At 36.8% G+C, this 22,329-nt stretch carries 21 protein-coding genes; 11 read left to right on the plus strand and 10 right to left on the minus strand.

Translation table 11 applies throughout. The annotated features are described in order from the left end of the window. Window position 1: 1 nt before the first annotated feature. The 6 genes from CS931_RS00895 to CS931_RS00920 all read left to right on the plus strand — a co-directional run bounded on the left by CS931_RS00895 (window position 2) and on the right by CS931_RS00920 (window position 5,015). On the plus strand, window positions 2-925 hold the full coding sequence (locus CS931_RS00895; RefSeq protein ID WP_099203878.1) for a sensor histidine kinase: 924 nt from the start codon (window positions 2-4) through the stop codon (window positions 923-925). Window positions 926-1,028: 103 nt separating this feature from the next. Next, entirely contained in the window at window positions 1,029-1,799 is a 771-nt protein-coding gene (locus CS931_RS00900; protein ID WP_099203879.1) for an ABC transporter permease, read from the plus strand. Window positions 1,800-1,911: 112 nt separating this feature from the next. After that, window positions 1,912-2,835 (plus strand): ABC transporter ATP-binding protein, encoded by a 924-nt coding sequence (locus CS931_RS00905; RefSeq protein ID WP_099203880.1) that lies wholly within the window; start codon window positions 1,912-1,914, stop codon window positions 2,833-2,835. Between the two features lie 52 nt (window positions 2,836-2,887). Next, on the plus strand, window positions 2,888-3,124 hold the full coding sequence (locus CS931_RS00910; RefSeq protein ID WP_242964900.1) for a hypothetical protein: 237 nt from the start codon (window positions 2,888-2,890) through the stop codon (window positions 3,122-3,124). After that, window positions 3,061-3,534: a hypothetical protein gene (locus CS931_RS00915; protein WP_143826212.1), complete on the plus strand. Its 474-nt coding sequence runs from the start codon at window positions 3,061-3,063 to the stop codon at window positions 3,532-3,534. The genes CS931_RS00910 and CS931_RS00915 overlap by 64 nt, the downstream gene beginning before the upstream one ends. A gap of 80 nt (window positions 3,535-3,614) precedes the next feature. Next, window positions 3,615-5,015 carry a relaxase/mobilization nuclease domain-containing protein gene (locus CS931_RS00920; RefSeq protein ID WP_099203883.1) on the plus strand — a complete coding sequence of 467 codons (1,401 nt, stop codon included), beginning with the start codon at window positions 3,615-3,617 and terminating at the stop codon, window positions 5,013-5,015. A 198-nt stretch (window positions 5,016-5,213) separates the two neighbouring features. Here CS931_RS00920 and CS931_RS00925 read toward each other — a convergent pair whose 3' ends face one another. Next, window positions 5,214-6,068, minus strand: a complete 855-nt coding sequence (locus CS931_RS00925; RefSeq protein ID WP_099203884.1) for a helix-turn-helix domain-containing protein — start codon at window positions 6,066-6,068, stop codon at window positions 5,214-5,216. Between the two features lie 177 nt (window positions 6,069-6,245). Between CS931_RS00925 and gap the strand changes: the two genes are divergently transcribed. Together gap and CS931_RS00935 are read left to right on the plus strand one after the other, a co-directional pair. Further along, window positions 6,246-7,256, plus strand: a complete 1,011-nt coding sequence (gene gap / locus CS931_RS00930) for a type I glyceraldehyde-3-phosphate dehydrogenase (protein ID WP_099203885.1) — start codon at window positions 6,246-6,248, stop codon at window positions 7,254-7,256. A 395-nt stretch (window positions 7,257-7,651) separates the two neighbouring features. Beyond that, window positions 7,652-8,074, plus strand: a complete 423-nt coding sequence (locus CS931_RS00935) for an RNA polymerase sigma factor (RefSeq protein WP_099203886.1) — start codon at window positions 7,652-7,654, stop codon at window positions 8,072-8,074. 104 nt (window positions 8,075-8,178) lie between these two features. Here CS931_RS00935 and CS931_RS00940 read toward each other — a convergent pair whose 3' ends face one another. Then, a complete protein-coding gene (locus CS931_RS00940; protein ID WP_143826213.1) occupies window positions 8,179-8,439 on the minus strand; it encodes a hypothetical protein in 261 nt (86 codons plus the stop codon). A gap of 232 nt (window positions 8,440-8,671) precedes the next feature. On the opposite strand from CS931_RS00940, the gene CS931_RS12765 reads away from it, so the two are divergent. Then, window positions 8,672-8,833 carry a hypothetical protein gene (locus CS931_RS12765; RefSeq protein ID WP_200814923.1) on the plus strand — a complete coding sequence of 54 codons (162 nt, stop codon included), beginning with the start codon at window positions 8,672-8,674 and terminating at the stop codon, window positions 8,831-8,833. Between the two features lie 126 nt (window positions 8,834-8,959). Further along, entirely contained in the window at window positions 8,960-10,591 is a 1,632-nt protein-coding gene (locus CS931_RS00945; RefSeq protein WP_370738174.1) for a recombinase family protein, read from the plus strand. Here CS931_RS00945 and CS931_RS00950 read toward each other — a convergent pair. Continuing rightward, a complete protein-coding gene (locus CS931_RS00950; RefSeq protein WP_099203889.1) occupies window positions 10,474-11,412 on the minus strand; it encodes a recombinase zinc ribbon domain-containing protein in 939 nt (312 codons plus the stop codon). The two genes, CS931_RS00945 and CS931_RS00950, sit on opposite strands and share 118 nt — an antisense overlap. 334 nt (window positions 11,413-11,746) lie before the next feature. After that, window positions 11,747-13,378 (minus strand): leucine-rich repeat domain-containing protein, encoded by a 1,632-nt coding sequence (locus CS931_RS00955; RefSeq protein ID WP_099203890.1) that lies wholly within the window; start codon window positions 13,376-13,378, stop codon window positions 11,747-11,749. Between the two features lie 380 nt (window positions 13,379-13,758). Between CS931_RS00955 and CS931_RS00960 the strand changes: the two genes are divergently transcribed. Continuing rightward, window positions 13,759-14,091: a helix-turn-helix domain-containing protein gene (locus CS931_RS00960; protein ID WP_159459705.1), complete on the plus strand. Its 333-nt coding sequence runs from the start codon at window positions 13,759-13,761 to the stop codon at window positions 14,089-14,091. Here CS931_RS00960 and CS931_RS00965 read toward each other — a convergent pair. The 6 genes from CS931_RS00965 to CS931_RS00990 all read right to left on the minus strand — a co-directional run bounded on the left by CS931_RS00965 (window position 14,088) and on the right by CS931_RS00990 (window position 22,182). Then, the gene (locus tag CS931_RS00965) at window positions 14,088-14,336 is read right to left on the minus strand and encodes a hypothetical protein (protein ID WP_099203892.1); all 249 of its coding nucleotides are present in this window, start codon (window positions 14,334-14,336) and stop codon (window positions 14,088-14,090) included. The genes CS931_RS00960 and CS931_RS00965 overlap by 4 nt on opposite strands. A gap of 142 nt (window positions 14,337-14,478) precedes the next feature. Beyond that, complete coding sequence (locus CS931_RS00970; protein WP_099203893.1) at window positions 14,479-14,688, minus strand: hypothetical protein; 210 nt, start codon at window positions 14,686-14,688, stop codon at window positions 14,479-14,481. Window positions 14,689-14,710: 22 nt separating this feature from the next. Next, the gene (locus CS931_RS00975; protein WP_099203894.1) at window positions 14,711-15,184 is read right to left on the minus strand and encodes a hypothetical protein; all 474 of its coding nucleotides are present in this window, start codon (window positions 15,182-15,184) and stop codon (window positions 14,711-14,713) included. A gap of 1,313 nt (window positions 15,185-16,497) precedes the next feature. Further along, window positions 16,498-17,619 carry a serine hydrolase domain-containing protein gene (locus tag CS931_RS00980; RefSeq protein ID WP_200814924.1) on the minus strand — a complete coding sequence of 374 codons (1,122 nt, stop codon included), beginning with the start codon at window positions 17,617-17,619 and terminating at the stop codon, window positions 16,498-16,500. Between the two features lie 119 nt (window positions 17,620-17,738). Next, on the minus strand, window positions 17,739-17,939 hold the full coding sequence (locus CS931_RS00985; RefSeq protein ID WP_099203895.1) for a hypothetical protein: 201 nt from the start codon (window positions 17,937-17,939) through the stop codon (window positions 17,739-17,741). A 289-nt stretch (window positions 17,940-18,228) separates the two neighbouring features. Beyond that, window positions 18,229-22,182, minus strand: a complete 3,954-nt coding sequence (locus tag CS931_RS00990) for a P-loop NTPase (RefSeq protein WP_099203896.1) — start codon at window positions 22,180-22,182, stop codon at window positions 18,229-18,231. Between the last annotated feature and the right edge of the window lie 147 nt (window positions 22,183-22,329).

Here is a 22,329-nt window from a genome sequence, read left to right on the forward strand (position 1 = left end):
GATGAATTGGACACTGTTTTTCTTTTTCACTACTTTTTTATGTCTTTGTTTGATAGTCTATCTTGCAACAAGGCTTTGCCGTGTCAAGGAACAGCTTTTTTTCATTAAAGAGGGATTAGAAGATATAAAAAAAGGAAACTTAAATCGTCGTGTTTTGACACGGAAAAATGATATGACAAAAGAGATTTGCTATAGCATTAATGAAATAGCAATAAATGATCAAGCGCAGGTTATACGTCTGAGACAATCGGAGCAGGCCTATAAACGTCTTATGACAAGTCTTTCGCATGATGTCAAAACGCCTTTAACTTCTTTGGTCGGATATTTGGAGGCTGTTCAGAAAAAGATGGTGACGGGCGAAGAAAAAGATGAATATATCAATGTAGCTTTGGATAAAGCTCATTATCTGAAAGATTTTGTGGAGTCTCTGTTTGAGTGGGTCAAGCTAGATGCTAAAGAACAGGTTTTTCAATTTGAAATCTGCGATTTAAACGAACTTTCTCGCAATATTCTGACAGATTGGATTCCAATGCTAGAGGATAAACAATTTGCGTATGAAATTCATATTCCTGAAGTCGAATACAACATAACCATAGACAGCAATGCTTATAGGCGAATCCTCAATAATTTGTTTCAAAATATCTTTGTACACGGCGAGGGAAACCAAATATCTATTCGGATTTCAGAAAATGAAGAACAAGCAACAATAATAGTGTGGGACAATGGCAAAGGGATTTCTGCAAAAGATTTACCCCATATTTTTGAACGGTTGTATCAAGGGGATGAATCTCGCGGCTCAAAAGGAAACGGCCTTGGGTTATCTATTGTTCAGGAGCTAGTCAGTGCTCACAAAGGAACAATTACGGCCACCAGCACTCCCACCACCGGAACCAAATTTATGATTTCATTGCCGAAAACCCTGTGACATCACAGGGTTTTTCTATTGCTAAAACAAGAAAGAAATAAGATTTCGGCAAGGTTATGGCAAGGTTGGGGTGCTATACTGAAAACAAGAAAGGAGAAGAGCCATGTGGACGATGATTCAAACAGAACTATTAAAACTGAAACGCAAAAAAATGATGACGGGTATTTTTATTTTGATAACCCTGCTTGTGGTTTTTGCGATAGAACGAGCATTTAGTATTTCCAGGAGCAGTCGCTATATGGACAGTTTTGGCGACTTATATACCATGACATTTAAAAATCTGGTAACTGTTTTTCTTCCGATTGTACTCGGTATGTTTGCGACTTCTTTGTTTTTTGATGAACACAAGAATGATACCATCAAAGAACTGCTGATTATTCCTATTTCTAGAAGTCGGCTTTATTTTTCTAAGGTCATCACTTTATTTTTGCTGTCTTTGGTGCTGTGCCTGTATACCTTTCTATTTACAGTAGCAGGCGGCTTTTTGGCAGGAGGATTTCCTGACCTAAATAAGCAAACAATTTTACAGGCTTTCACTTTATTTGCAGAAGGAAGTGCCCTTGTTCCTCTGTCTATGCTGCCAATTGTTTTTTTAGCTGTTCTAGGGAAAAGCTATTTGCTGCCAATCGGAGCAACTCTTCTGTATTTACTGCCGGTCATTCTTTTGCCCGCTCCTTTTATGGGTATACATCCGTTGGTTAATGCCTTGTGCATTTATAGCTTTTCATCACCTACAGCAGCAGATATGGTGTATGGTTTGCTGCGGGTTGCAGAGGCAATCCCTAATTATAAGGTATGCTTATTGAATATGGGTATTGTTGGCGTTATCTTCAGCACAGCTTCCATTATAGCTCTGAAGAAGCAAGATATTTGAATGATGAAAATTATTTTTTGTTGTAGAAAAGAGAAGTTTTGATTGAATATAACAGTAATGGTAAGCATACCGTCATGTTGTTTTCAAAAAGAATTAAGAGAGGAAAAAAGAAATGGATAATTTAATGATAGAAACTCGGCAGTTGACCAAAGTATATGGAGAGCAAACTGCTGTCAATAAAGTGAATATGCATGTAAAAAAAGGCCGCATTTATGGTTTGCTTGGGCGCAATGGAGCAGGAAAAACCACCATTATGAAAATGATGCTGGGTCTTACTTCTATTCATTCTGGGGAAGCTTTTGTTTTTGGGAAAAATGTCAAGGGAAATGAAAAGCGAATCTATCCTCGCATTGGGGCGATTATCGAAACACCTGGTTTCTATCCCAATCTAACGGGGACAGAAAATCTTGAAATCTTTGCCAAGCTGAGAGGAACTACAAAGCCAAACGCTGTTAAAGAGGCACTTGAGGTGGTTGGCTTGCCGTATAAAGACAAAAAGATTTTCAGTAAATATTCATTGGGTATGAAACAGCGTCTTGGCATAGCTAATGCCATTTTGCATGACCCGGAACTTCTGATACTTGATGAGCCGACGAACGGACTTGACCCTATCGGTATTGCCGAGGTTAGAAAATTTATCAAAGATTTATGCGTAGAACGAGGCAAAACCATTTTGATTTCCAGTCATATTCTTTCTGAAATTGCCTTGCTAGCCGATGATATCGGAATCATTCATGACGGAGTTTTGTTAGAAGAAAATAGCTTGGCAGAGCTTCAAAAGAAAAACGGTAAGTATATTCTGCTGCAAGTTTCTGACACAGCAAAAGCAGCTTTGATACTGGAGCGTAAATTTTGTGTAGAAGAATACTCGATTCAGGATGACCATACGCTGCGACTTTATGATACAACTCTTGACATGGCAGAAGTAAATAAAACTTTAATGCTGGAGAACATTTCAGTCATAAGCTCACAGCTTTGCAATGACACGCTGGAGGACTACTTCAAGAAAGTCACAGGAGGAGAAGGCATTGCTTAGTCTGATTCAAACGGAGTTTTTGAAGCTTCGCAGAAGAAAATTTATTTGGCTGATGTTGTTAGCTTCTATCTTTATGCCGCTTATCGCCATATTCTATTTTGGTTTGGATGCAGAGATTGCACCTATGCAGTTTTACAGGTGGACAGCATTTTCCTATACACCGTGGATTATCCTAAGATTCAAACTAAATATGCTGAAAAATCACAAAAGATGGTTGATTTACTTATGCAGATATTTGAAGAAAATGAAGATAAACTTGTGGACTTTTTTGAGGGGAACATTTCAGTAAAAGAAAAAGAAAACATCTTAAGAGAAATTGAAGCATATTCCAACCAAGAACTAACGGAGTTTGTCACAAGTTTCCTTGACTGTGATACTTCGGATATTAAAGAAATAATAGCGGAAAATGATGAAAAAATAGATGTCACTCCACTGCGTAACAATCAAGAAAAAAAGGAATTAATATATCATTTTCTAGCCTCACTCACTGCTGTTTTGGGTCTTGCCGCCTTGCTAGTAATATTAACAATGCGAATTAACGCAACCGATACCATAAACAACACCTTAACTGTCATTGCTTTTTTATCTGTAATAATCAACTTACTTCTGAAGGAGTATTACAAATCCAATTCTATAAGAAATATAGCTAATGAAAAGAGGAAAATTCAAAAAGATTTGAGCTTGTACAAAGAAATCTAAAATCCAATTTATTATAACATATGTTTTCAAGAGTTGTCGGCTGGCAGCTCTTTTTTCTTGCCTGAAAGGGGGCACTGCCTATGGCTACCACTCGTCTAATTTCCATGCACCAGAACAAAGGCAAGAGCATAGCACAGTGTATTTCTGACCGTACTGATTACGCTCAAAATCCCGATAAAACCAATGATGGCGAACTCATCAGCTCCTATGAATGTGACCCTCGCACGGTGCAGGGAGAATTTATGCTTTCTAAGCGGCAGTACCACCAAATAACTGGTCGAGAGCAAACCAATGATGTGATTGCCTATCAGATACGCCAATCCTTTAAGCCGGGGGAAATCACACCAGAGCTTGCTAATCAAATCGGCTATGAGCTTGGATTGAAATGGACAAAAGGAAAGTACGCTTTTATCGTTGCAACCCATGTTGACAAGGCTCACATTCACAACCACATTATTTATAATTCCACCTCTCTGAACTGCACTAAAAAGTTCAGAGATTTTTTAGGCTCCGGCAGAGCTGTCGGAAAAATTAGTGACCGCCTTTGCCTTGAATATGGACTGTCCATTATCGAAAATCCAAAGCGTGGGAAAACCAATTATGGCAAGTGGCTTGGCAATAAAAAAGCTCCCTCTTTCTCCGATAAAATTAGAGAAGCTATTGATGCGGTTCTTACGAAAAAGCCTGCCGATTTCAATACTTTTCTGCTTGAAATGCAAGCCGCAGGATATGAAATTAAGCAGGGAAAACACATATCTTTTTTAGGTAAAGACCAGAAAAAGCCTATCCGTTTTCGCTCTCTTGGCGAGGGGTATTCTGAGGACGAAATCAGAGCCACTATCAAAGGAATTAAGCCGCTTACCTCCAAAAGAAAACCAACACAAAAACCTGTGCAGCGTATTAATCTGCTTGTGGATATACAGGCAAAATTACAGGCAGGAAAAGGGGCAAGCTACGAACGATGGGCAAAGGTTTTTAACCTCAAGCAGATGGCACAGACTATCAACTTTTTATCAGAAAACAATCTCCTTGCCTATAAGGATTTGGAGCAAAAAGCTCAAACCACAACCTCTGCATTTAATGAGCTTTCTGCCAAAATCAAAGCTGCTGAAAAGCGTATGGGCGAGATTGCTGTACTGAAAACCCACATCATTAATTACGCAAAAACTCGTGATACTTATACCGCCTACCGTAAAGCAGGATATTCAAAAAGGTTTTATGAGGAATACACTGCCGATTTGCTTTTACACAAGGCGTCAAAGGCAGCTTTTGATAAATTGCAGACGAAAAAACTCCCCACCGTCAAGACCCTCCAAGCGGAATATGCAGAGCTGCTCTCCACTAAGAAAAAAGCGTATGCTGAGTATCTGACTGTTAAAAAATCCATGCAGGAAGTCCAGACCGCAAAGGCAAACGTTGACCGCCTTTTAGGATATGATGACTCCTTGAAAGAGAAAGAAAAAACACAGGAACAGCGATGAGCTGACCTGTGTTTTATAGCCTCCGCAGGAGGCGTAGCCACTACCACAAGGTAGTGTTCAAATGGGGATTGGGGATACTCCCCAACAAGCAGATTTGCCAAAAATCCCGTCAGGGAATTTTGAGCAAAATCGCAAGGTGTGTACCACCTTGCCCTGCTTGCCAGTACAGTAAGAAAGGAATATTGGTTTAATAAAGTTTTATAAGTTACTAGCAAGTTTACGAGAAGCATTTCGGAATGAAGTAGGGGTCATTCCCTGTTTAGTAGTAAATTGCTTAATGAAATAGGTATCGTACTCAAATCCTGTCGAACGTGCAATTTCATTTAAACTCATTCCAGTATGGGTGAGCAACTCTTCTGCAACTTTTAATCGATATGATAATAGATATGACATTGCTGTACAATTACACCGTTTATGAAACATTTCATTGAGAGAAACGCGGTTGAGGTGAGCACATTGTGTTAAATCGTCTAAAGTAATTTTATTAGCATAGTTAGTGTGTATATATTCTAAAACCAAATCAACAGGTGATTGTCCATTTTCCGAATTTAAGCTTTCAATCAAACCTAACATTTGAATAAGATTTTTTTTGATTCTGCAAACCCAAAGTGAATCGCTTTGAGCAAATACTTCTGTTCCTATAATAAAAAACCAATCTAATAATTTTGAATATGCTTTTGTGTGAATAGCGGGCACTCCTGTATGCGTACTATCTCTTTGAAATAAAGATAACCCTGTGTGTATTTTTAAATTAGGCATAAAATAATCTTCGGTTCTTGAAATTGGTATCGTATTAAGAAAATCCGGGTCAAAGCTGAACGATTGAGCAGATACTTTCTCTCTTTCAAAGACTTGTATTTCATCAGTTTGTGACAAACAAAGTACTCCAGGTGCAGAAATTGCAATAGGACGATTATTCAACGTTCCTTTTATGCTCCCACTGGTGACAAATACTATAGTAAACCGATTCTGATATGGCAGCTCTTTAAAATCTTCTATGGCAAAAAAATCTATATTAACAGTCCTGTTTTTATATCTGTCTATTTGTGGCATAATTCTCTCCTTACAGATAGTATAGTTAAAATCTTCGTTTATTACATTGTACCACAGAAGCGCAAGCTATAAAATATTAATGTAACAAAAGGATATAATATCAACATATTAGCCAACTTTTTACTATGTAAAGTTATGCTAAAATGATTTTTCAATTAACAAGGAGGAAAATAAATTATGGCAGTAAAGGTTGCAATTAACGGCTTTGGACGCATTGGTCGACTTGCTTTCAGACAAATGTTCTCCGCAGAGGGATATGAGGTAGTGGCAATTAATGACTTAACCAGTCCACAGATGTTGGCTCATTTATTAAAGTACGATTCTGCACAGGGTCGATATTCTTTAGCTGATAAGGTGGAAGCAAAAGAAAGTTCTATTGTGGTAGCAGGAAAAGAAATCGAAATTTACGCTCAAAAGGATCCTAAAAATCTTCCTTGGAGTAAGCTTGACGTAGATGTGGTTTTAGAATGTACAGGATTTTTTACATCAAAACAAAAAGCATCAGCCCATATTGAAGCAGGAGCTAAAAAGGTCGTTATCTCCGCTCCGGCTGGAAATGATCTGCCCACAATTGTTTATGGAGTAAACGAAAATGTTTTGAACAAAAATGATACGGTTATTTCAGCGGCTTCTTGCACAACAAATTGTTTGGCTCTGATGGTTGATGTACTTGATAAATTGGCTCCAATTGAAAAAGGATTTATGACAACGATTCACGCTTATACAGGTGACCAAATGACTCTTGACGGCCCTCATGCAAAGGGCGATTTGCGAAGAGCACGCGCAGCCGCCTTAAATATCGTACCAACTTCTTCTGGTGCTGCCAAAGCAATAGGACTGGTAATTCCAAAATTAGAGGGGAAATTAGACGGTGTATCTCAACGTGTGCCAGTACCGGCTGGTTCGGTGACAGAGTTAGTCGCAGTAGTCAATGAGACGTTAAAGAAAGATGACATAAATACTGCTATGAAAGCGGCATCTTCTGATTCATTTGGATATACAGAAGAACAGTTGGTATCCTCTGACATAATCGGTATAACATATGGTTCATTATTTGATGCTACGCAGACAAAGGTTACTTCACTTCCTGACGGGAAGTCTTTAGTTAAAGTTGTGGCATGGTACGATAATGAAAATTCGTATACAAGCCAAATGGTTAGAACAATTAAATACTTTGCTGAATTATAATATTAAAACCGCATTGTAAAATTGTCTTATTGTGTTTAAAAGCAAATGGCGGTTTTGAACTAAAATCAAAGCCGCCATAACTAAATAAAATTATGGAGGTGTAATTAGTACACCTTTTTTTGAGGATATGGCGGTATCTAAGGAGGTATCGCTATGTTTTTATTTGGTTTTACAATATTGGTATATGGTAAGCAGTTAAAAAAAGTAATCTACCTGCTCAAATCTATTACAGTTTAATAGATATAAGACACTTATGCAAAATAATACATAAATATTTTCATGCCCGATTGAGCTTTGTTCAGTCGGGCATTTTTGCGTTTATAGAGCCTCACTGCCGTTCTCCACCACCATCCTTTCGATTTCAGCAAACAAAAAAACGAAGGGATGGTAAGACCATGAAAATAATTAATTTAAAAGATTATTACCTCTACTACACGCAAGACACCTATGTAGAAGTATCTGACGAGCTGTTCGCTATTTTTGAGGAATCTGCAAGAGCTGAGGCAACATATGAGAGAAAGAAATACCGCTACAAAGCTCACTATTCTCTTGATCGTGGGGATGGAATTGAGCATGACATCTTGTTTGTTCCTCTCTCACCCGATGAGATTTACGAACGTAAGCTCACAAGTCAGCAGCTCCACGCTGCCATTGCTTCTCTGCCGGACAAGCAGGCAAAGCGTATATATGCTCATTATTTTATGGGCATGAGCAAGACAGCTATTGCCAAAGCAGAAGGTGTAAGTGAAAAAGCTGTCCGCATTGGTATCGAAAGAGGTTTACATACCATAGAAAAATATTTTAAAAATTTCTCCTAAATCATGTTCCGTTTCCTACGGAAAAAAGTCAGGGTATATAGAGGGAGGTAAAATCTTCCCCCAGTTCCTTGACAATTGAATATACGGTATTTTGAGTACGAAACTTATGTGGCTGAAAAGCAAAGCGATATAATGGGCAGCGCCATGATGACCGTTGTAACACCCCTGCCAAAAAAGGAAACCAAATAATTGATGAGAGCCTTTAGGAGTAGGGGTATTACAGCAGTTGGAGCGATAAATGCAGCCATTAGACCGAACGGTGGCACATTCGCCGCAATAACACACATAAGGGATAATGATACTTTCTCACGACCTCCCACAGACTTGAGGGGGAGTTCCTGCGGTATGCGTAGCTTTTGGGACAAGCATATACGGTACCTTGGGACTATGATGCCAAGCTAATGGCAGCTCAAAATATCCCCTTGCCGGGGTGCGTGGCAAATACGGCAAACTGATAAAACTAACCGCACCGCACTTTTGTTTTAAGCAAATTTGCGGTGTGCTTGGTTTTACTATAAATGATACAGCGACAAACTTTTCATAAATCGTCGATACGCTTATACTTTATATAAGCAAGACACTTGGAGGTGATTGCGAATGGAAAATATCAAAAATGCACCTGTTCCTACTGCTACTGCTGTTACACCACCTAATTCTTATGAGAAAACCAAAGCATATCAGGATTTTATCAATGTACTTTCTCAGATTATAGAAAAACATGGTGCAGAGGTCTTAGATGAAATCAATCGTGTTGTCTAAACGAGCAGTGCTTATGGATTGATGTTTTCCAATCATTGATTGGAGGTCAACTATTATGAATCGGAGTGGAAAAAATGTGTACTTTACCCTCGTGTAAGTACCGAAATGCAGGTTGATGGGTTCAGCTTGGACGGGCAGAAAAACAGCTTAAGGCGTTTTGCAGACAGAGAAGAAATGGAGATCGTAGACATTTACGAAGATGCTGGTAAATCCGGCAAATCCATAGAAGGCAGACCCGCTTTTAAACAAATGCTGTATGATATTGAAAATGGCTTGGAAATTGAATATATCTTAGTCTATAAGCTCTCCCGCTTTGGCAGAAATGCAGCCGATATTTTAAATTCTTTGGAACACGTTCAATCCTTTGGCGTAAACTTAATTTGCATTGAGGAAGGAATTGATTCCTCGCAGACAAGCGGAAAACTTCTAATCTCTGTGTTGTCTGCTGTTGCTGAAATAGAACGTGAAAATATCATAGAGCAGACAATGAACGGAAGAAAAGAAAAAGCCCGTCAAGGTGGCTGGAATGGTGGGTTTGCTCCCTATGGTTACTACCTCAAAGATAAGCAGCTCTATATCCAAGAAAATGAAGCAGAAGCGATACGAATTATCTTTGATAAATATGTAAATGGCAATATGGGATTTTATAAAATTGCAAACTATCTAAATTTGCAGGGTATCCCAAAAATCAAACGTGCCAACGGTACTCTTTCACAATGGAGTACGCATTTTGTCAGAATGATAATCGACAATCCTGTGTACACTGGAAAAATTGCTTTTGGCAGACGAACAAGAGAAAAGGTCAAAGGTACAAAAAACGAATACCGCCAAGTACACCAAGATGAATATATTATTGCAGACGGTCAGCACGAGGCTATCATAGATGAGGAACTATGGAATGAAGCGCATGAAAAACGTGAATTAACAGGCATTAAATCCCCGTCCAAAATTGGTCGGGACAGGGCGCACTTATTAAGTGGTATTTTAAAATGCCCCAAATGTGGCGGCCCGATGTACACCAATAAACACGCTTGGACAAACAAAGACGGTACATATAAAGAAATTTACTATTATGTATGCAGCAAGGCTCGCACTGCACGGGGAAAAAGCTGTGATTATAAAGCCATGCTCAAAAAAACCGATATTGAGCCGCTTGTCATTGAGGCAATCAGAGAACTGATTAAAAATCAGGATTTTGCGACAGAAATCAAATCAAGGATAGGCAAGGAAATTGATACTTCCACTTTAAATAGAGAACTCAAAAACTATGAAAATAAGCTTAGAGAAGTGGAACTCAATAAAACTCGTCTTGAAAATGAAATTGACAGTCTGCCGGAAGATACCCGTTTTAGAGAACGCAAGCTCCACGATATGACCCTCCGTCTTGATGGGCTGTATGACACCATCGTAGAGCTTGAAGAAAAAATTGAAGATGTAAAGCTGCGCCGCAAAGCCGTGGAGCAAGATGCCATCACACTGGAAAACATCTACACCCTACTGGAAAACTTTGATAAGGTATATGATAAAATCAGCGAGGAAGAGAAAAAATCTCTGATTTCTTCGTTAATCAAAGAAATAGAGATTTTCCCATGTGACAAGGCTGAATTGCCTTTGAAGTCTATTTTATTCAATTTTCCTGTTTATAAAGACGGTGGAGATGTTTGTGGGTTTTTGTGGGATAAAAGTACGCACGTCTCATCCTGTTCGTCTAAAGGTAGGGAGATTTTGTCTTCGATATCAATTGTATCATACAGCTGATTATTGATGTTTAGTGGAATTTTAAATTGTATCCTACGAACCCAGCGTCCATCAGCCTGTCTTTCGGGATAGATTTCTATTTTCTCAAGAATACTCTGCATGATTAATTTTTCGTCTTCATCTGGCATCTTATCCATTTCTTCAATCAGCATACTTAATATTTCATTGTATTTACTTGCAGAAAAAGTGTCATTTCTGGCATTGTCCAGAGATAAAGAATTCGTAACTAGATTCTCATCAATCACTTTTATCTGTTCAAGCTGCATCCTCAAAACACCCTGTATTTCATCATATAGTTCATCATACAAATCATCTTCTGGATTCAAAGCTCCCATTTTGGATAAAAGTTTTTTCTTCCTTGTCTCTAATTTTTGCTTCTCTGTTTGCAGTCTCTCCTGTTCTTGCAAAAGCTCCGAAAGATGATTGTTTGAACCTACACGCTTTAAAATTATCTCATTAAAATCCGAATCTGACAGAACCCACTTTATAACAGCTTCAACCTCGGTGTTAATAATATCTTGCCTTATATGTGTTTTAAAAGAACATGGCTTTCCTGATGGATTTTTTCTGTTTTTGCAAATATAATACCACATATCTGTGTAGTAACCCTCAGCACCTTTTTTCTTTTTGCGGTTAACACTTCCATACATGGAAGCACCGCATAGGGGACACTTCACAATCCCTGAAAGAACATGTGCGTGTTCTAGGCTATGCGTTTTTTCAGGTTTGGAAGAACTAGAGGTTTCTTCTTCCGCTGCACAGGCAGCGACAGAAAAGACAGAAACCACGCAAAGTGCAAGAGCAATTAGTTTTTTAACCATGATACTTTCTCCTTTGATTTTGAATTGATACTACTAAGACAAGTGAAGTTTGCAAAAAGTTTTATGATTTACAAACTTTTTTAGTTTTTTTGATTTCGCCAGTTTTTCTCTCGGAACACGAAGTGTTTTATCTTTTTAGGGAATAGAAATTAGTTATCCATAAACCAAATGCACAATATGTAAAACTAGTTATTCAAAACAAAAATGTATAATCAAATTTAGCTGTACTTTAAAAACTAACTGGATACAGAATTGCTGATTTCTACAAACTTTTGTTATTCGATTTGCCGGAATTCAGCTCATACTTGTTTTTGTTATTTGTGATAACTTTAGCTCAAGAATGACGTTTTTGATATCGGCCTTTATAAATCAGCACTGCCATGGCTGCCAAAGCTACCATTGCAACTAATAAGTAAAGAACAACAGAAGAAGAATCTCCTGTTTGCGGCAATTTGCTTATTGTATCAGCAGTAGGAGCAGTGGTTGCTGCCGGAGTTGGCTGAACAGCTGCTTCATCCGCCTTTACAATCGCAAACGGAGAGAAGCTTGTGAATTTGCCCTTAATTTCGCCGTTCGCTACTTTAGAAGTTTGCTTTTCAATTGTTCCGTCAGCTTTATAGTGCAGAATGGAGAGTGATTGTCCGTTGTAATCTGCACCAACAGGGAAAGTCAGCTCAAATTCGCCTGAATAGTCGCCTGTAACAGAAATATCAAACCAGAATAACAGCTTGTTTTCCTTTTGCAGCTTGCGAATATCATCATGAGCAGCATTCGTTCCCTCAGTGGCAAACGCTGGATTCTTCACTACTGCCAAGTTTACACCATCAGCAAAATGTCCGTTTAGCTTAATGCCTGTTTCATTGTCACTGAAATCCTGCTGTTTATGGTCAGGATTTGGTGTCGGAACAGTGGTGGGAGCAGGTGTAGGGACAACTGGAGTGGGAGAAGGTGTTGTAGTAGGTGCAGGAGTAGGATTCGTCGGCTGATTGTTTACATCAATAAAGGTAAACTCGTTTTCTGTGGCGTATGTATGTGCCGCAGAGTTCGGTGTGCCTGTGATGGTGAAGCCATCGATGGGGGAAACACCTACATCTGGATCTGCCGCATATTTTGCGTCAAAACCAAAAGCATACCTCCCTATGGTTTGCACAGATTCAGGGATTTTCACACTCATCAGTTTGTTGGAGCCAAATGCAAATGAGTCTATGCTTGTCACAGAATCTGGAATTGCCACATCGATAAGTTCATTGCCTGCAAATGCCAATTCTCCTATTTTTATCACAGAATTTGAAATTGTCACATTTGTGAGCTGGTTTCTGTGAAATGCAGCGCCGCCAATTTTCGTTACCGAATTTGGAATAATCACACTTGTAAGTTGATTATTAGAAAAGGCAAATGCTTTAATAACTGTTACTGAGTTTGGTATTGTTACATTTGTAAGTTGCTGATTATAGAAAGCAGAGTCTCCAATACTGGTTACAGCTTTTCCATCAATTTCACTTGGAATTGACACATCTTTATTGCTACCAGTATAATAAGCGATTTCAACAGTGCCGTCTTCAAGCAGTCTATAATTGAAATCTCCGCTAACCAGAGTTTTTTCTTCACTGCTCTCGGGTTTGCTTTCTTCAGAAACAGCAGAAGATTCTTCACTACTCTCGGGGGTGCTTTCCTCAGGAACAGCAGAAGACTCTTCACTAGTTTCAGGTTTGCTTTCTTCGGATATAGCAGAAGATTCTTCACTGCTTTCAGGCTCGCTTGCAGAAGATTCTTCGCTGCTTTCAGGCTCACTTACAGAGGACTCTTCACTAACTTCGGGTTTGCTTTCTTCGGATACAGCAGATGGATTTTCAGGTTCAGAAACATTTGCTGCCAATGCGGTTAGTCCAAATGAGCTTATAGCTAGAACAGCACTTAGCAGAACTGCCATAACCTTTTTTGAACTTTTAAACTTGGGTTTATTCATTCGCTTATTCCTTTCGTTTTATATCCTATTTTCGTTTGCTAAACGAGCTGACTTCATTCTGGTAAATCATGAATTTAGCTGTTCATAGAATGGTTTTTTGCTGCATCCAGTTAGTTTTTAAAATACAGCGTAATGCGGGTCTTGCCAATTTGATTTGTGAATCTTGTGTTTTGGAATTATTGAAAACTTTATCTGTCTGTCTTTTCTGTCATCAAAAATCACTCTCCTACACTTTTCTATAAATTACCAAAATAAAATCCATATGGACATTATAGCACAATATATTTAGTTATTACTAATGTTATTTTAAATTAGCCTATTATTTCCTTGCTGTTACTGCATTAAAATAAATAAAAGCAGTAAAGATGAGGAGCAAAGCCATGAATGACTTAGATTTCGTGACAATCGGACAGAGAATCAAAGAACGCAGACAAGCTCTCGCCGTTACGCAAGAAGCGATTGCGAATCAACTGAATGTGAATCCAAGCCACGTCAGCAATATTGAATGTGGTCGTGCAAATCCGTCTTTAACCCTCCTTATCAAGATTGCCAATATACTGGAATGCAGTGTAGATTTTTTCATCGGTGGGGAATACACCTTTGGGGTCGACAAGGAGAAGGAAAAGACGCTGGATGACAAAATTATGGATAAGCTGAAATACTATGACATTGACAAAAAATTGAAAATCTTAAAGATGCTTGACATCCTTTAATCGGATAAAATGTCGAGCAACGTTTTTAGGGTGTATTTTATGCCCAACTGGAATCCTTCTTGTTCAGCGGTTAATGCGGTTTGGTACAGGAGGCTTTTGATTTGTTCGGTTTCTTTGTCTGTCGATTGTTTGGCATACGTTTTGAGGAGTGTATTGATTTCAGCATCAACACGGCTGCTCATTTCAATTGTATCTTTTTCATAACAGATGACAGCTTCATACGTTTTTTTAAGTAATTCATTCATAGGGTTTAATTTCCTTTCTGTATTTTAAGTGGAAGAATTTTATGTGTTTATAACTAAGACAGGAAAAGCTTCAAAAAAGTTTTATGGAATTTGAAATTTATTTTTGGCTGTCCAAAACTCTTTACTTAATAATTTGTGTGTTTTAAAACGAATTTGATTTGTACCAGTCGAGAAATTCTTTGATAGCAAGCTGATTTCCGCTGTACATAAAGCTGATATGTAAATCAATGTTCACAGGTTTAAATGCAGGTATTTTGGAAAGATGCACTCTGAACTCTTGTATTTTATCAAGAGGGATTTTGTGTTCTTTGCCTGCATAGTTTAGCATTACAGTTTCGTTTGATTTGTTCATAATAAATTACTCCTTATTAAAATTATTTTGGTTTATCAAAAATATCTTCGTAATAGGAAAACTGATAAATATGATTTTGATAGTCGAAATCCTCGGGTAAAAAAGCATGCAGTTTACAGCGATATTCATTTATGAGTTCTCTAATGAAGATGTAGGATTGATTTTTCAATAAAGACATAGAATCAGTCGGTTTATCAGCACAGACCAACATTTCATCACTAACAGTTAAAAAGAAAGATTCATCCTTTTGATTCTTCAATAAAATTGTGTTTGTATGCTTGCTGAGCCGTATCATTCGTACGACATTGGTGGATTCAATAAAAGTGAAATCTTCACCTCTCTGTGTTTTATCAAAGTAAAGTTCATCCTTTTGTGTCATATGGGGCAAACGAACTTTTTTGAATTGCTGAAAAAATTGCTCCGATTCATGTTTTGCTAGAATGAGCCCGATGCCATCTGTAATTTGTTCTGTGTTAAACGGAAGAACTCGTTTCATTTTTTCACCTCTCCTTTTTTTAGAATAAAATCCCTGTCCTTTCTCTCGCAAATGCGATTACGCATTTGATGTATTTTACTTTCAGTATTTTGCAACAAAATACGTTTTTCCTCTTTGAGTGGCTTGCCACGATTAGGGCAGACTTTTCAGGTGTCCGGTGGACATCTGAAAAGCAAGGAGCGTAAGCTCCGCAGTAAGGACTTTGGTAGTGCATCAGCACGGACAAAGTGGCTGCGTAAGCAGACAATCGTGTCGGCTATGCCGACCGAACGGAGAGAAGCGACGGAGCCACGATTCCTTATGCCCTTTTCGCTTTTAGCCATGTTTTTTCAATAATTGGCTAAAACGGGTTTTCTCTTCGCACATCGTGCGAGCGTAAGCGAGGACTGGTGCGGTTTTTCGGCTCTTTTTAGTGTTGCAAACACTGTTGAGGATTTCTGAAATTCTCATGTTTTTTGAGTTGAGATTCTCAACAATCTCAACAGCTCTAGCTGTACCATGGCTTTGCGAGCTTATTTTGTTGAGGATTTTTGACCCCCTGTGGCACACGATTGAGTTTGTTGAGTTTTTGTTTTTCAGGTTTGTTTTACTGTTGCAAATATGATTGCAATTTTCTTAAAATTGCGCCTGTTTTGGATTGCAATTTGCAATCTTTGCAATCGTCTTCAGTAATACCAAGGGTTTAGGGGCGATTTTTATTGCGTTTTTTTGACCCCCTTTGGCACACGATTGCGTTTGTTGCATTTCTGTTTTTCAGGGCATTTTGTATGCACGCTGCATACATTTTTTGAGCCTTTATTTTGCGTATTTTCGCATTGGTTTTAAATCAATATATTTCGATTTGGCTGTAAAATCTGATTGGATTTAATGAACTGTTTTCAATCAGTTTCTATAAAAAAAGAGCATCCCGATGACTGTAAAACAGTCAAAACGAGATGCTCAAAACGTATAATTATTCTGAATTCATACATGGGATTTAAATCATATTCTTTGATTTTGATATTAAAGTATTGATGCTTTTAGAGTTTGAAATGCTTACTTTTAGATATGATATTACTACTTGGGAAAATTTGCTTGAGAATAGAAAAGACCAACAAACTAATTGTTTGTTGGTCTGGGTGGGTCAGGTAAGTTTTCCGAGTCAATTTTGTCTTATACGTTGCAAACAAGTAAGCGAAAGTTTGCATGGAATGGCGAGGGCGAATTGCACTGTAGCGAATGCCTGTTTTTGACAGGCATGAAAAAAGACCACCGAAGTGATCTTTAAAATTTGCATATTGTGTTTTAGACAAACTGAAATTTGTCGCTGTATGCTAATTCTCTAATTCCATTAACAGTTTTGCTCCTAACACTGTCGCTGGTATTCTGTAGTTGGGCGAGAGGTTTGACAATATTACAACTGCCGTTCCAGTCTCGGGATTAAATCCAAGATAGCTATTATAATTCCCTGTGCCACCATTGTGCCAGATGATACCGTTCTCGCTATCAATAATCCAAGACATTCCAATCTCATCCATACGGATATCCATAGCCTTATAATCCTCGGTTGTAGCGTTTATGGTTTCAAGGCTGTTATGACACTCAGCAAAGTACGAATTTTCTTCAAGCTGCATTTGTGTATAGAAAAGCATATCCGATATATTCGATGTAATAGCTCCTGCGGACAAATAAGCATCATTATCTTTCCAATCCCAATAGTTACCGAGATTTCCGCTTTTATCGGAAATCTTCGTGCTGGTCAAGCCCAATTTACTCACTGCGAACTCGTTTACCAGAGTTGTATAATCGGCATCATATACCGCTTCAAGCAAAAGTCCTAAAACCGCATATCCGAAATTTGAATAAGTAAAACCATAGCTTTCTTTATCCATACTCAAATCACTTAGTTTGTTAAGTACCATTTCCTTTGTGATACCGAAAAAATCGTTTCTTCCACCAAAGAAGTTTGAAATCATCGGGTATTCAAAATAGTATCCTTTATATCCCGAAGTATGTGTTAAAAGCTCCCTTATTGTTGGGTATTCGTTACGATCAGAGAGGGGCAAATAGGTATCTATCGTACTATCTATATCAATCTTACCTTCGCTGATTGCCATGTTTATCAAGGCGGCAGTGAATGTTTTTGTGAGAGAGCCGATTTCATATGTATGTAATTTTTGCGGAAGCTCTTTCCCGTTTTCTCCATATACAGTATAAGAAATATGACCATCACGAATAATTCCGACTGTAATAACGGCGTCATCATTATTTTTTGTGGTATATTCAAGTGCTTTCTCAAAAGACAATGCAGGCACTTTGCTCAGCTGATATTTACCATATAATGATAGCCCGAGTATAAGTATTCCTACTACACCAACAAAAGCAAAAAATGCTATAAGCACTTTCTTCTTCCTTGCTTTCTTATTCATTTTTGAGTGTTGCTTTTCTGTATTCAAGTCAATCTAAATCCTTTCAAATTCAAATTTATCTTTGCTATTTCGTAAATTTCTTAGCAATAATCATACCACTTTTTTATGAATAAATCCATTAAAACAGCATAGTTTTCACCAAACTTTCATCTATCTACCCATTGAATCTCACAAACATGACCAACCCAGCCAATAGCAACAGAGCCAGCTTGCAGCATGATATCCACAAAATACACCTCACCACTGCAATCCGTGATGCAGAGCCGAATGGCCATAGCCTTTAGCTTTCCGTATTCTTTCGGAGTACAATCTCTTGCGATATGCTGAAACTGCTCTGGCTGTCCCATGGTTTTCCAGTGTTAAATCGTTGCACATTTTAGAGTGTGTTTGTGCCAGTAATATTTAGGAGTTGTTTTCGTGTGGTATTTTATCACTAATCTAAAATAAAAAACCAGCAAACTAATTGTTTGCTGGTCTGGGTGGGTCTGATAAGTTTTCTAGGTCAATTTTGTCTGCATACTTTTCTATGAGATAAGCTAGTAGGTTAGCCAATCTCCATATCAGCCCATCCTTTTCTTGTATGCTTACCAGTGTAATGGTATTAGTTTTGGGTAGCATCAAAATAGAAATAAATGATTAACTTAAATATACATTAACTAGATTATTATAAAACGCATTTAGTTCCACATCCAAAAATTCCTCGCCTTCAAATACAGATTTGCAAATATTGGAGATTTCAGTAAAATGCCTCTCTGGAATTTTGCTGCTAATATCTCCAAGAATTTTAAAAATTTCATCTTTATACTTTTTTTCAATAATATTAAAATACTTTGCATCTTGATTGTCGATTAACACTTGCCGAGATTTTGAGAATGCCCACAAAAGTTCGCCAACACGGTCGACATTTTCATATCCTGTAATAGCAGGTTTTTCAATATCATACCCATTGGAAAAACACTCCACCATTTGTGATGTAACTTCTACAGGAAAAGCAGGAGTGAATTCATTTATCAAAGTCTCATCCTCATTTTCGACAGCTTGTTTTAGTGTCTCAAAAAATCTCTTTGGAATCTTTAACCCATGACGAATTAAGATATTAGATTTGTTACAACATAAAAGAATCAAATAATCATATTCTAATTCGGCAAAAGGGGTGCATAGGTACAAGAAATGAAAAAGTTTATCACCATCTGCTATATCAAAGTTATTTGCAATAAGTGGATAGTTCTTTAGTATTCCATCACAGAAATAACGTGTAGGGAAAACAATGGAATATATAGCTGATAAATCACTTAGAACCTCTCTGGTTTTTATGAGCTTATCTTTGTAATTGTTCTCATACCATGCGGTAATTTGATATTTATTAAAATATTTACTAGGTTTGTGTTCATTATAATACAAACATGAACTCATCAAGCTTTGATATGCGTCATCTTCATTTTTACATAGCTCTTGATGGTTTTCCATTAGTATCTTTTGTTCTGTACATATGTCGTTAAAGTATGTTTGCATTTTCTTTAGAGTCGACAATGTCTGTCGTAAATTTATTAATGCTAACCGAGATTTCTCCTTATCTCTACTCAAAAATCCAACTATTTGATTATAGAAATTTTGTATGCTTTGAAAAAAGTCGTTTTTGATTTTACTTAGCCCTTCTGGAAGATTTGCTTTTTCGTCAAATGGTCTATCCTCATAAGGATATTTATACTCTCTAATCAGCTTTTTATTTAATTTTTCCCTAAGTTCATCTATTTCGTCTGTAAGTTTACTTAATTGTTTTTGCTCTAGCAGTCTATGAATGCACACGACAATTTTGTTGGTCAAATTTACAATATTAGTTCTAATAAAAAACCAATGCTCTAGCCATTCATAAACGCTATCGCATTCATAATTGCTGAGAATTGTTTTGCTCCATAGGGATGTGAATTCTTGATGGAACATAATTACAATATTTCTAATTGGCATAGTCTTATGTGCATCATTAGGGATTTCATATCCAGACAGTACATCTATCACTGGTTTAATAGCATCAGCACAATAAGTATCAAAAATGGGAAGCATTTTGCATATGGTTTTTAATCTTGCCACACTCTCGTCATTGCCTTTATTGATTTCGCTTGCAAAGAGAATGTAATTCACATGGATTTCATCTCTTTTTTCGTTAACATATACTTGTAGTGATTCAGTTTCATTCCTTAAATATGCTAAAATACAATCTAAATTTTCATAAACATACGCCATGTAGCTTTCTCTGTTTCCACAAAAACAAGTGTACATAATAGTCGATATAGTATCTATGGAATAACTGTTACAGCGTTCCCAAAGCAATTTTAGGGAAATGTTATTTGATAAATTAAAAGAATGGTCAATGTTGATGAGCCAATAAATAATTGTAGCATATGAAGTAATATCCGATGTAATATTAAAGGCTTCATCATTTTTAAAGCGTTCATGCAGAGATTTACACAGAAAGTAGATGTCTGTTTTTGATAAATCTATTTTAGGTGTAGTATTTCTAAGGTTGCCTAGATATTCTATATTTTTGTTAGCAGGCACTATTTTTTGTATATCATCTAAAGTGTTTAGGGAGGTGTCTATCTCCTCAAATTTAGTAAATGGATTTAACTCCATATCTAAAAGGAATAAACCACCATGTTCGTTTGCATCATCATAAATACTCTGATTGGCAAGGTAATATTTCATAACGCTACCAGAAAATATACCACGCAAAGCATCTACATATGGGGTCAAATTGTTTTTATCCCATATCACTTCAACTAATTGTAAATAGAAATTTTCTTTATTACTTATTAACTTTGGGAGACAAGAAAATAGCTTGGCGTAATAAGTAGAATCTGCAATATTTATAACTTGCAATGCAGTAGTTTCTAATTCAATAAATTCATGCAACTTATCAACAATGTGCTGTGATCGAACTGGATGTAATCCTTCTATATGTTTTTTCGTACTATCAATGCGAATTAAAAATTCATTTTCAATGCTCTTTAGGAGTTCTCCATAATCTTGAGAGGTTGTTTCTGTTAAACTACCAATGAGTTTATTTGCTGAAAGTTTAATACCGCATATGTCTGCGAAACAGATCTTGCGAAGAATTTCGCACTTAATTTTACCGGAATTAGTACCACTAATTTGAATAATTTGATTATTGATTCGCTCAGATAGCATTTCGCCATGGGTAAGTAAATAAATATATTCAATCAGTAATTTCTTTTTTTCAACAATCCTAAACGATTTTCGCCAATCTGTAATTGATGGGTGCAATTTACCTGTTTGACTAAGCACTTTAAAAATACTCTGCGCTTCTTCTTCACTAAGAAACAATTTAACTACTTGTAAGGATCTAACATTGCTTAAATCTCCGCTATAATTATACCAATCGTCTTCTCTGGTCGTTATAACTAATCTGTAATGATATGTTACGTCATCTTGTAGAAGTTGGGCTAATTTATTCCACTCACTAAGTTGAGAATCTAGATTATCAATAATAATTAGTGGCTTTTCTCCCATTTTTACTCTTGTGGCAAAATAAGAAACTATATTGCTCAACTCTTTATGGTCATTACACCATAAAAGCTGATAAATTGTATATTGCTCTTGCAAGTCATATGCAACTTTAAGAGCCAAGGTTGTTTTCCCTTGACCGCTCGATGCTTTAATCACAGTCACTCTATTTTCTTCGACAGATATAGCAACTTCTTTTTCCAATAAAGTTCTTTTAACTGGTAAGTGCCGTGCGATATCCTGATAAGAAGGTTTTTTTCCTTCATAATAGCTATAGTCTGTTTGGGTGTTTTCACCAGACTCAAAAACAACTTTTTTTATCCAACTGTGTGCAGGGTTATGTACACCCTTGCTAATGTCATCTTTAATATTGAGAATTACTGTATCAAGCTCATTTTTATTAATGCTATTTCTGTGTTCCATTTTTTCTAAACAACAAATTTTAAGACCGTTTGCAAATATAGAAATATTGTCTGTTACAATATCGTAAGTGTCTATCAGCAGCTTTTCAATTTCTCGAGACAAAGTGCTTTTTTCTTTTTTTTCAAAAGAAAGCTTGGAGATAAAGCTATCGTATGAGAAGTTATTCCAATTCCAAAATGGATTTTCTTCTTTAATTTTCTCAATTATCTTTGCCCAATAATTGTTGGAAGTAGTATCTAAACTGCAATCAAAAAGTTTACTCAAATTTTTCGAAGCAACCTGAAAATCATAAATCAATTTAAAATTTCGATTTTTATTTATAAGATAGGCTTCCAAATAATTTTTTAGAACATCTTTTAGAAAACTGGCATCTTGTTTTTGTGTAGAATATTTTAATTGTATATGGCTAATACAATCATCTGAATCTTTAAGACTAATCTTATCTATATCTTCAATTCCCTCTAAATAAAAAACCGTATTTTCATCTATTTCAGATAATATCAAATAGCAAGAATATAAAAATTGATACGTAAATCCTGTTAGTGCAATTTGCCCTCCTGTTCTTGAATCCTGCAATTCTTGAATCGTTGACTTAGGTGTAGAAAAATTTATCTTTTTTGTTTTATCAATTTTCTTTTTCGTCACTTATCCACCTGTTTTCTGATTTGATTATTGTAATTATTTTGCCATAATCTACTTGTCCATCATAAACATAATGGGAAGTTTAGGATTTAACTTTCAAAACCTCAAATTTGCTCATTGTAGAGAGTAACTTACCTGCAAAATGAAAGT

The organism is Scatolibacter rhodanostii, assembly GCF_900197595.1.
Taxonomy (GTDB): domain Bacteria; phylum Bacillota; class Clostridia; order Oscillospirales; family Acutalibacteraceae; genus Scatolibacter; species Scatolibacter rhodanostii.

Coding starts and splice junctions, on each gene's coding strand:
- CS931_RS00950 (WP_099203889.1), bottom strand. CDS start 11,412: ATGGTTAAAAAACTAATTGCTCTTGCACTTTGCGTGGTTTCTGTCTTT.
- CS931_RS00895 (WP_099203878.1), top strand. CDS start 2: ATGAATTGGACACTGTTTTTCTTTTTCACTACTTTTTTATGTCTTTGT.
- CS931_RS00960 (WP_159459705.1), top strand. CDS start 13,759: ATGAATGACTTAGATTTCGTGACAATCGGACAGAGAATCAAAGAACGC.
- CS931_RS00955 (WP_099203890.1), bottom strand. CDS start 13,378: ATGAATAAACCCAAGTTTAAAAGTTCAAAAAAGGTTATGGCAGTTCTG.
- CS931_RS00925 (WP_099203884.1), bottom strand. CDS start 6,068: ATGCCACAAATAGACAGATATAAAAACAGGACTGTTAATATAGATTTT.
- CS931_RS00920 (WP_099203883.1), top strand. CDS start 3,615: ATGGCTACCACTCGTCTAATTTCCATGCACCAGAACAAAGGCAAGAGC.
- CS931_RS00900 (WP_099203879.1), top strand. CDS start 1,029: ATGTGGACGATGATTCAAACAGAACTATTAAAACTGAAACGCAAAAAA.
- CS931_RS12765 (WP_200814923.1), top strand. CDS start 8,672: ATGGAAAATATCAAAAATGCACCTGTTCCTACTGCTACTGCTGTTACA.
- gap (WP_099203885.1), top strand. CDS start 6,246: ATGGCAGTAAAGGTTGCAATTAACGGCTTTGGACGCATTGGTCGACTT.
- CS931_RS00965 (WP_099203892.1), bottom strand. CDS start 14,336: ATGAATGAATTACTTAAAAAAACGTATGAAGCTGTCATCTGTTATGAA.
- CS931_RS00985 (WP_099203895.1), bottom strand. CDS start 17,939: ATGGGACAGCCAGAGCAGTTTCAGCATATCGCAAGAGATTGTACTCCG.
- CS931_RS00915 (WP_143826212.1), top strand. CDS start 3,061: ATGCAGATATTTGAAGAAAATGAAGATAAACTTGTGGACTTTTTTGAG.
- CS931_RS00910 (WP_242964900.1), top strand. CDS start 2,888: ATGTTGTTAGCTTCTATCTTTATGCCGCTTATCGCCATATTCTATTTT.
- CS931_RS00905 (WP_099203880.1), top strand. CDS start 1,912: ATGGATAATTTAATGATAGAAACTCGGCAGTTGACCAAAGTATATGGA.
- CS931_RS00935 (WP_099203886.1), top strand. CDS start 7,652: ATGAAAATAATTAATTTAAAAGATTATTACCTCTACTACACGCAAGAC.
- CS931_RS00970 (WP_099203893.1), bottom strand. CDS start 14,688: ATGAACAAATCAAACGAAACTGTAATGCTAAACTATGCAGGCAAAGAA.
- CS931_RS00975 (WP_099203894.1), bottom strand. CDS start 15,184: ATGAAACGAGTTCTTCCGTTTAACACAGAACAAATTACAGATGGCATC.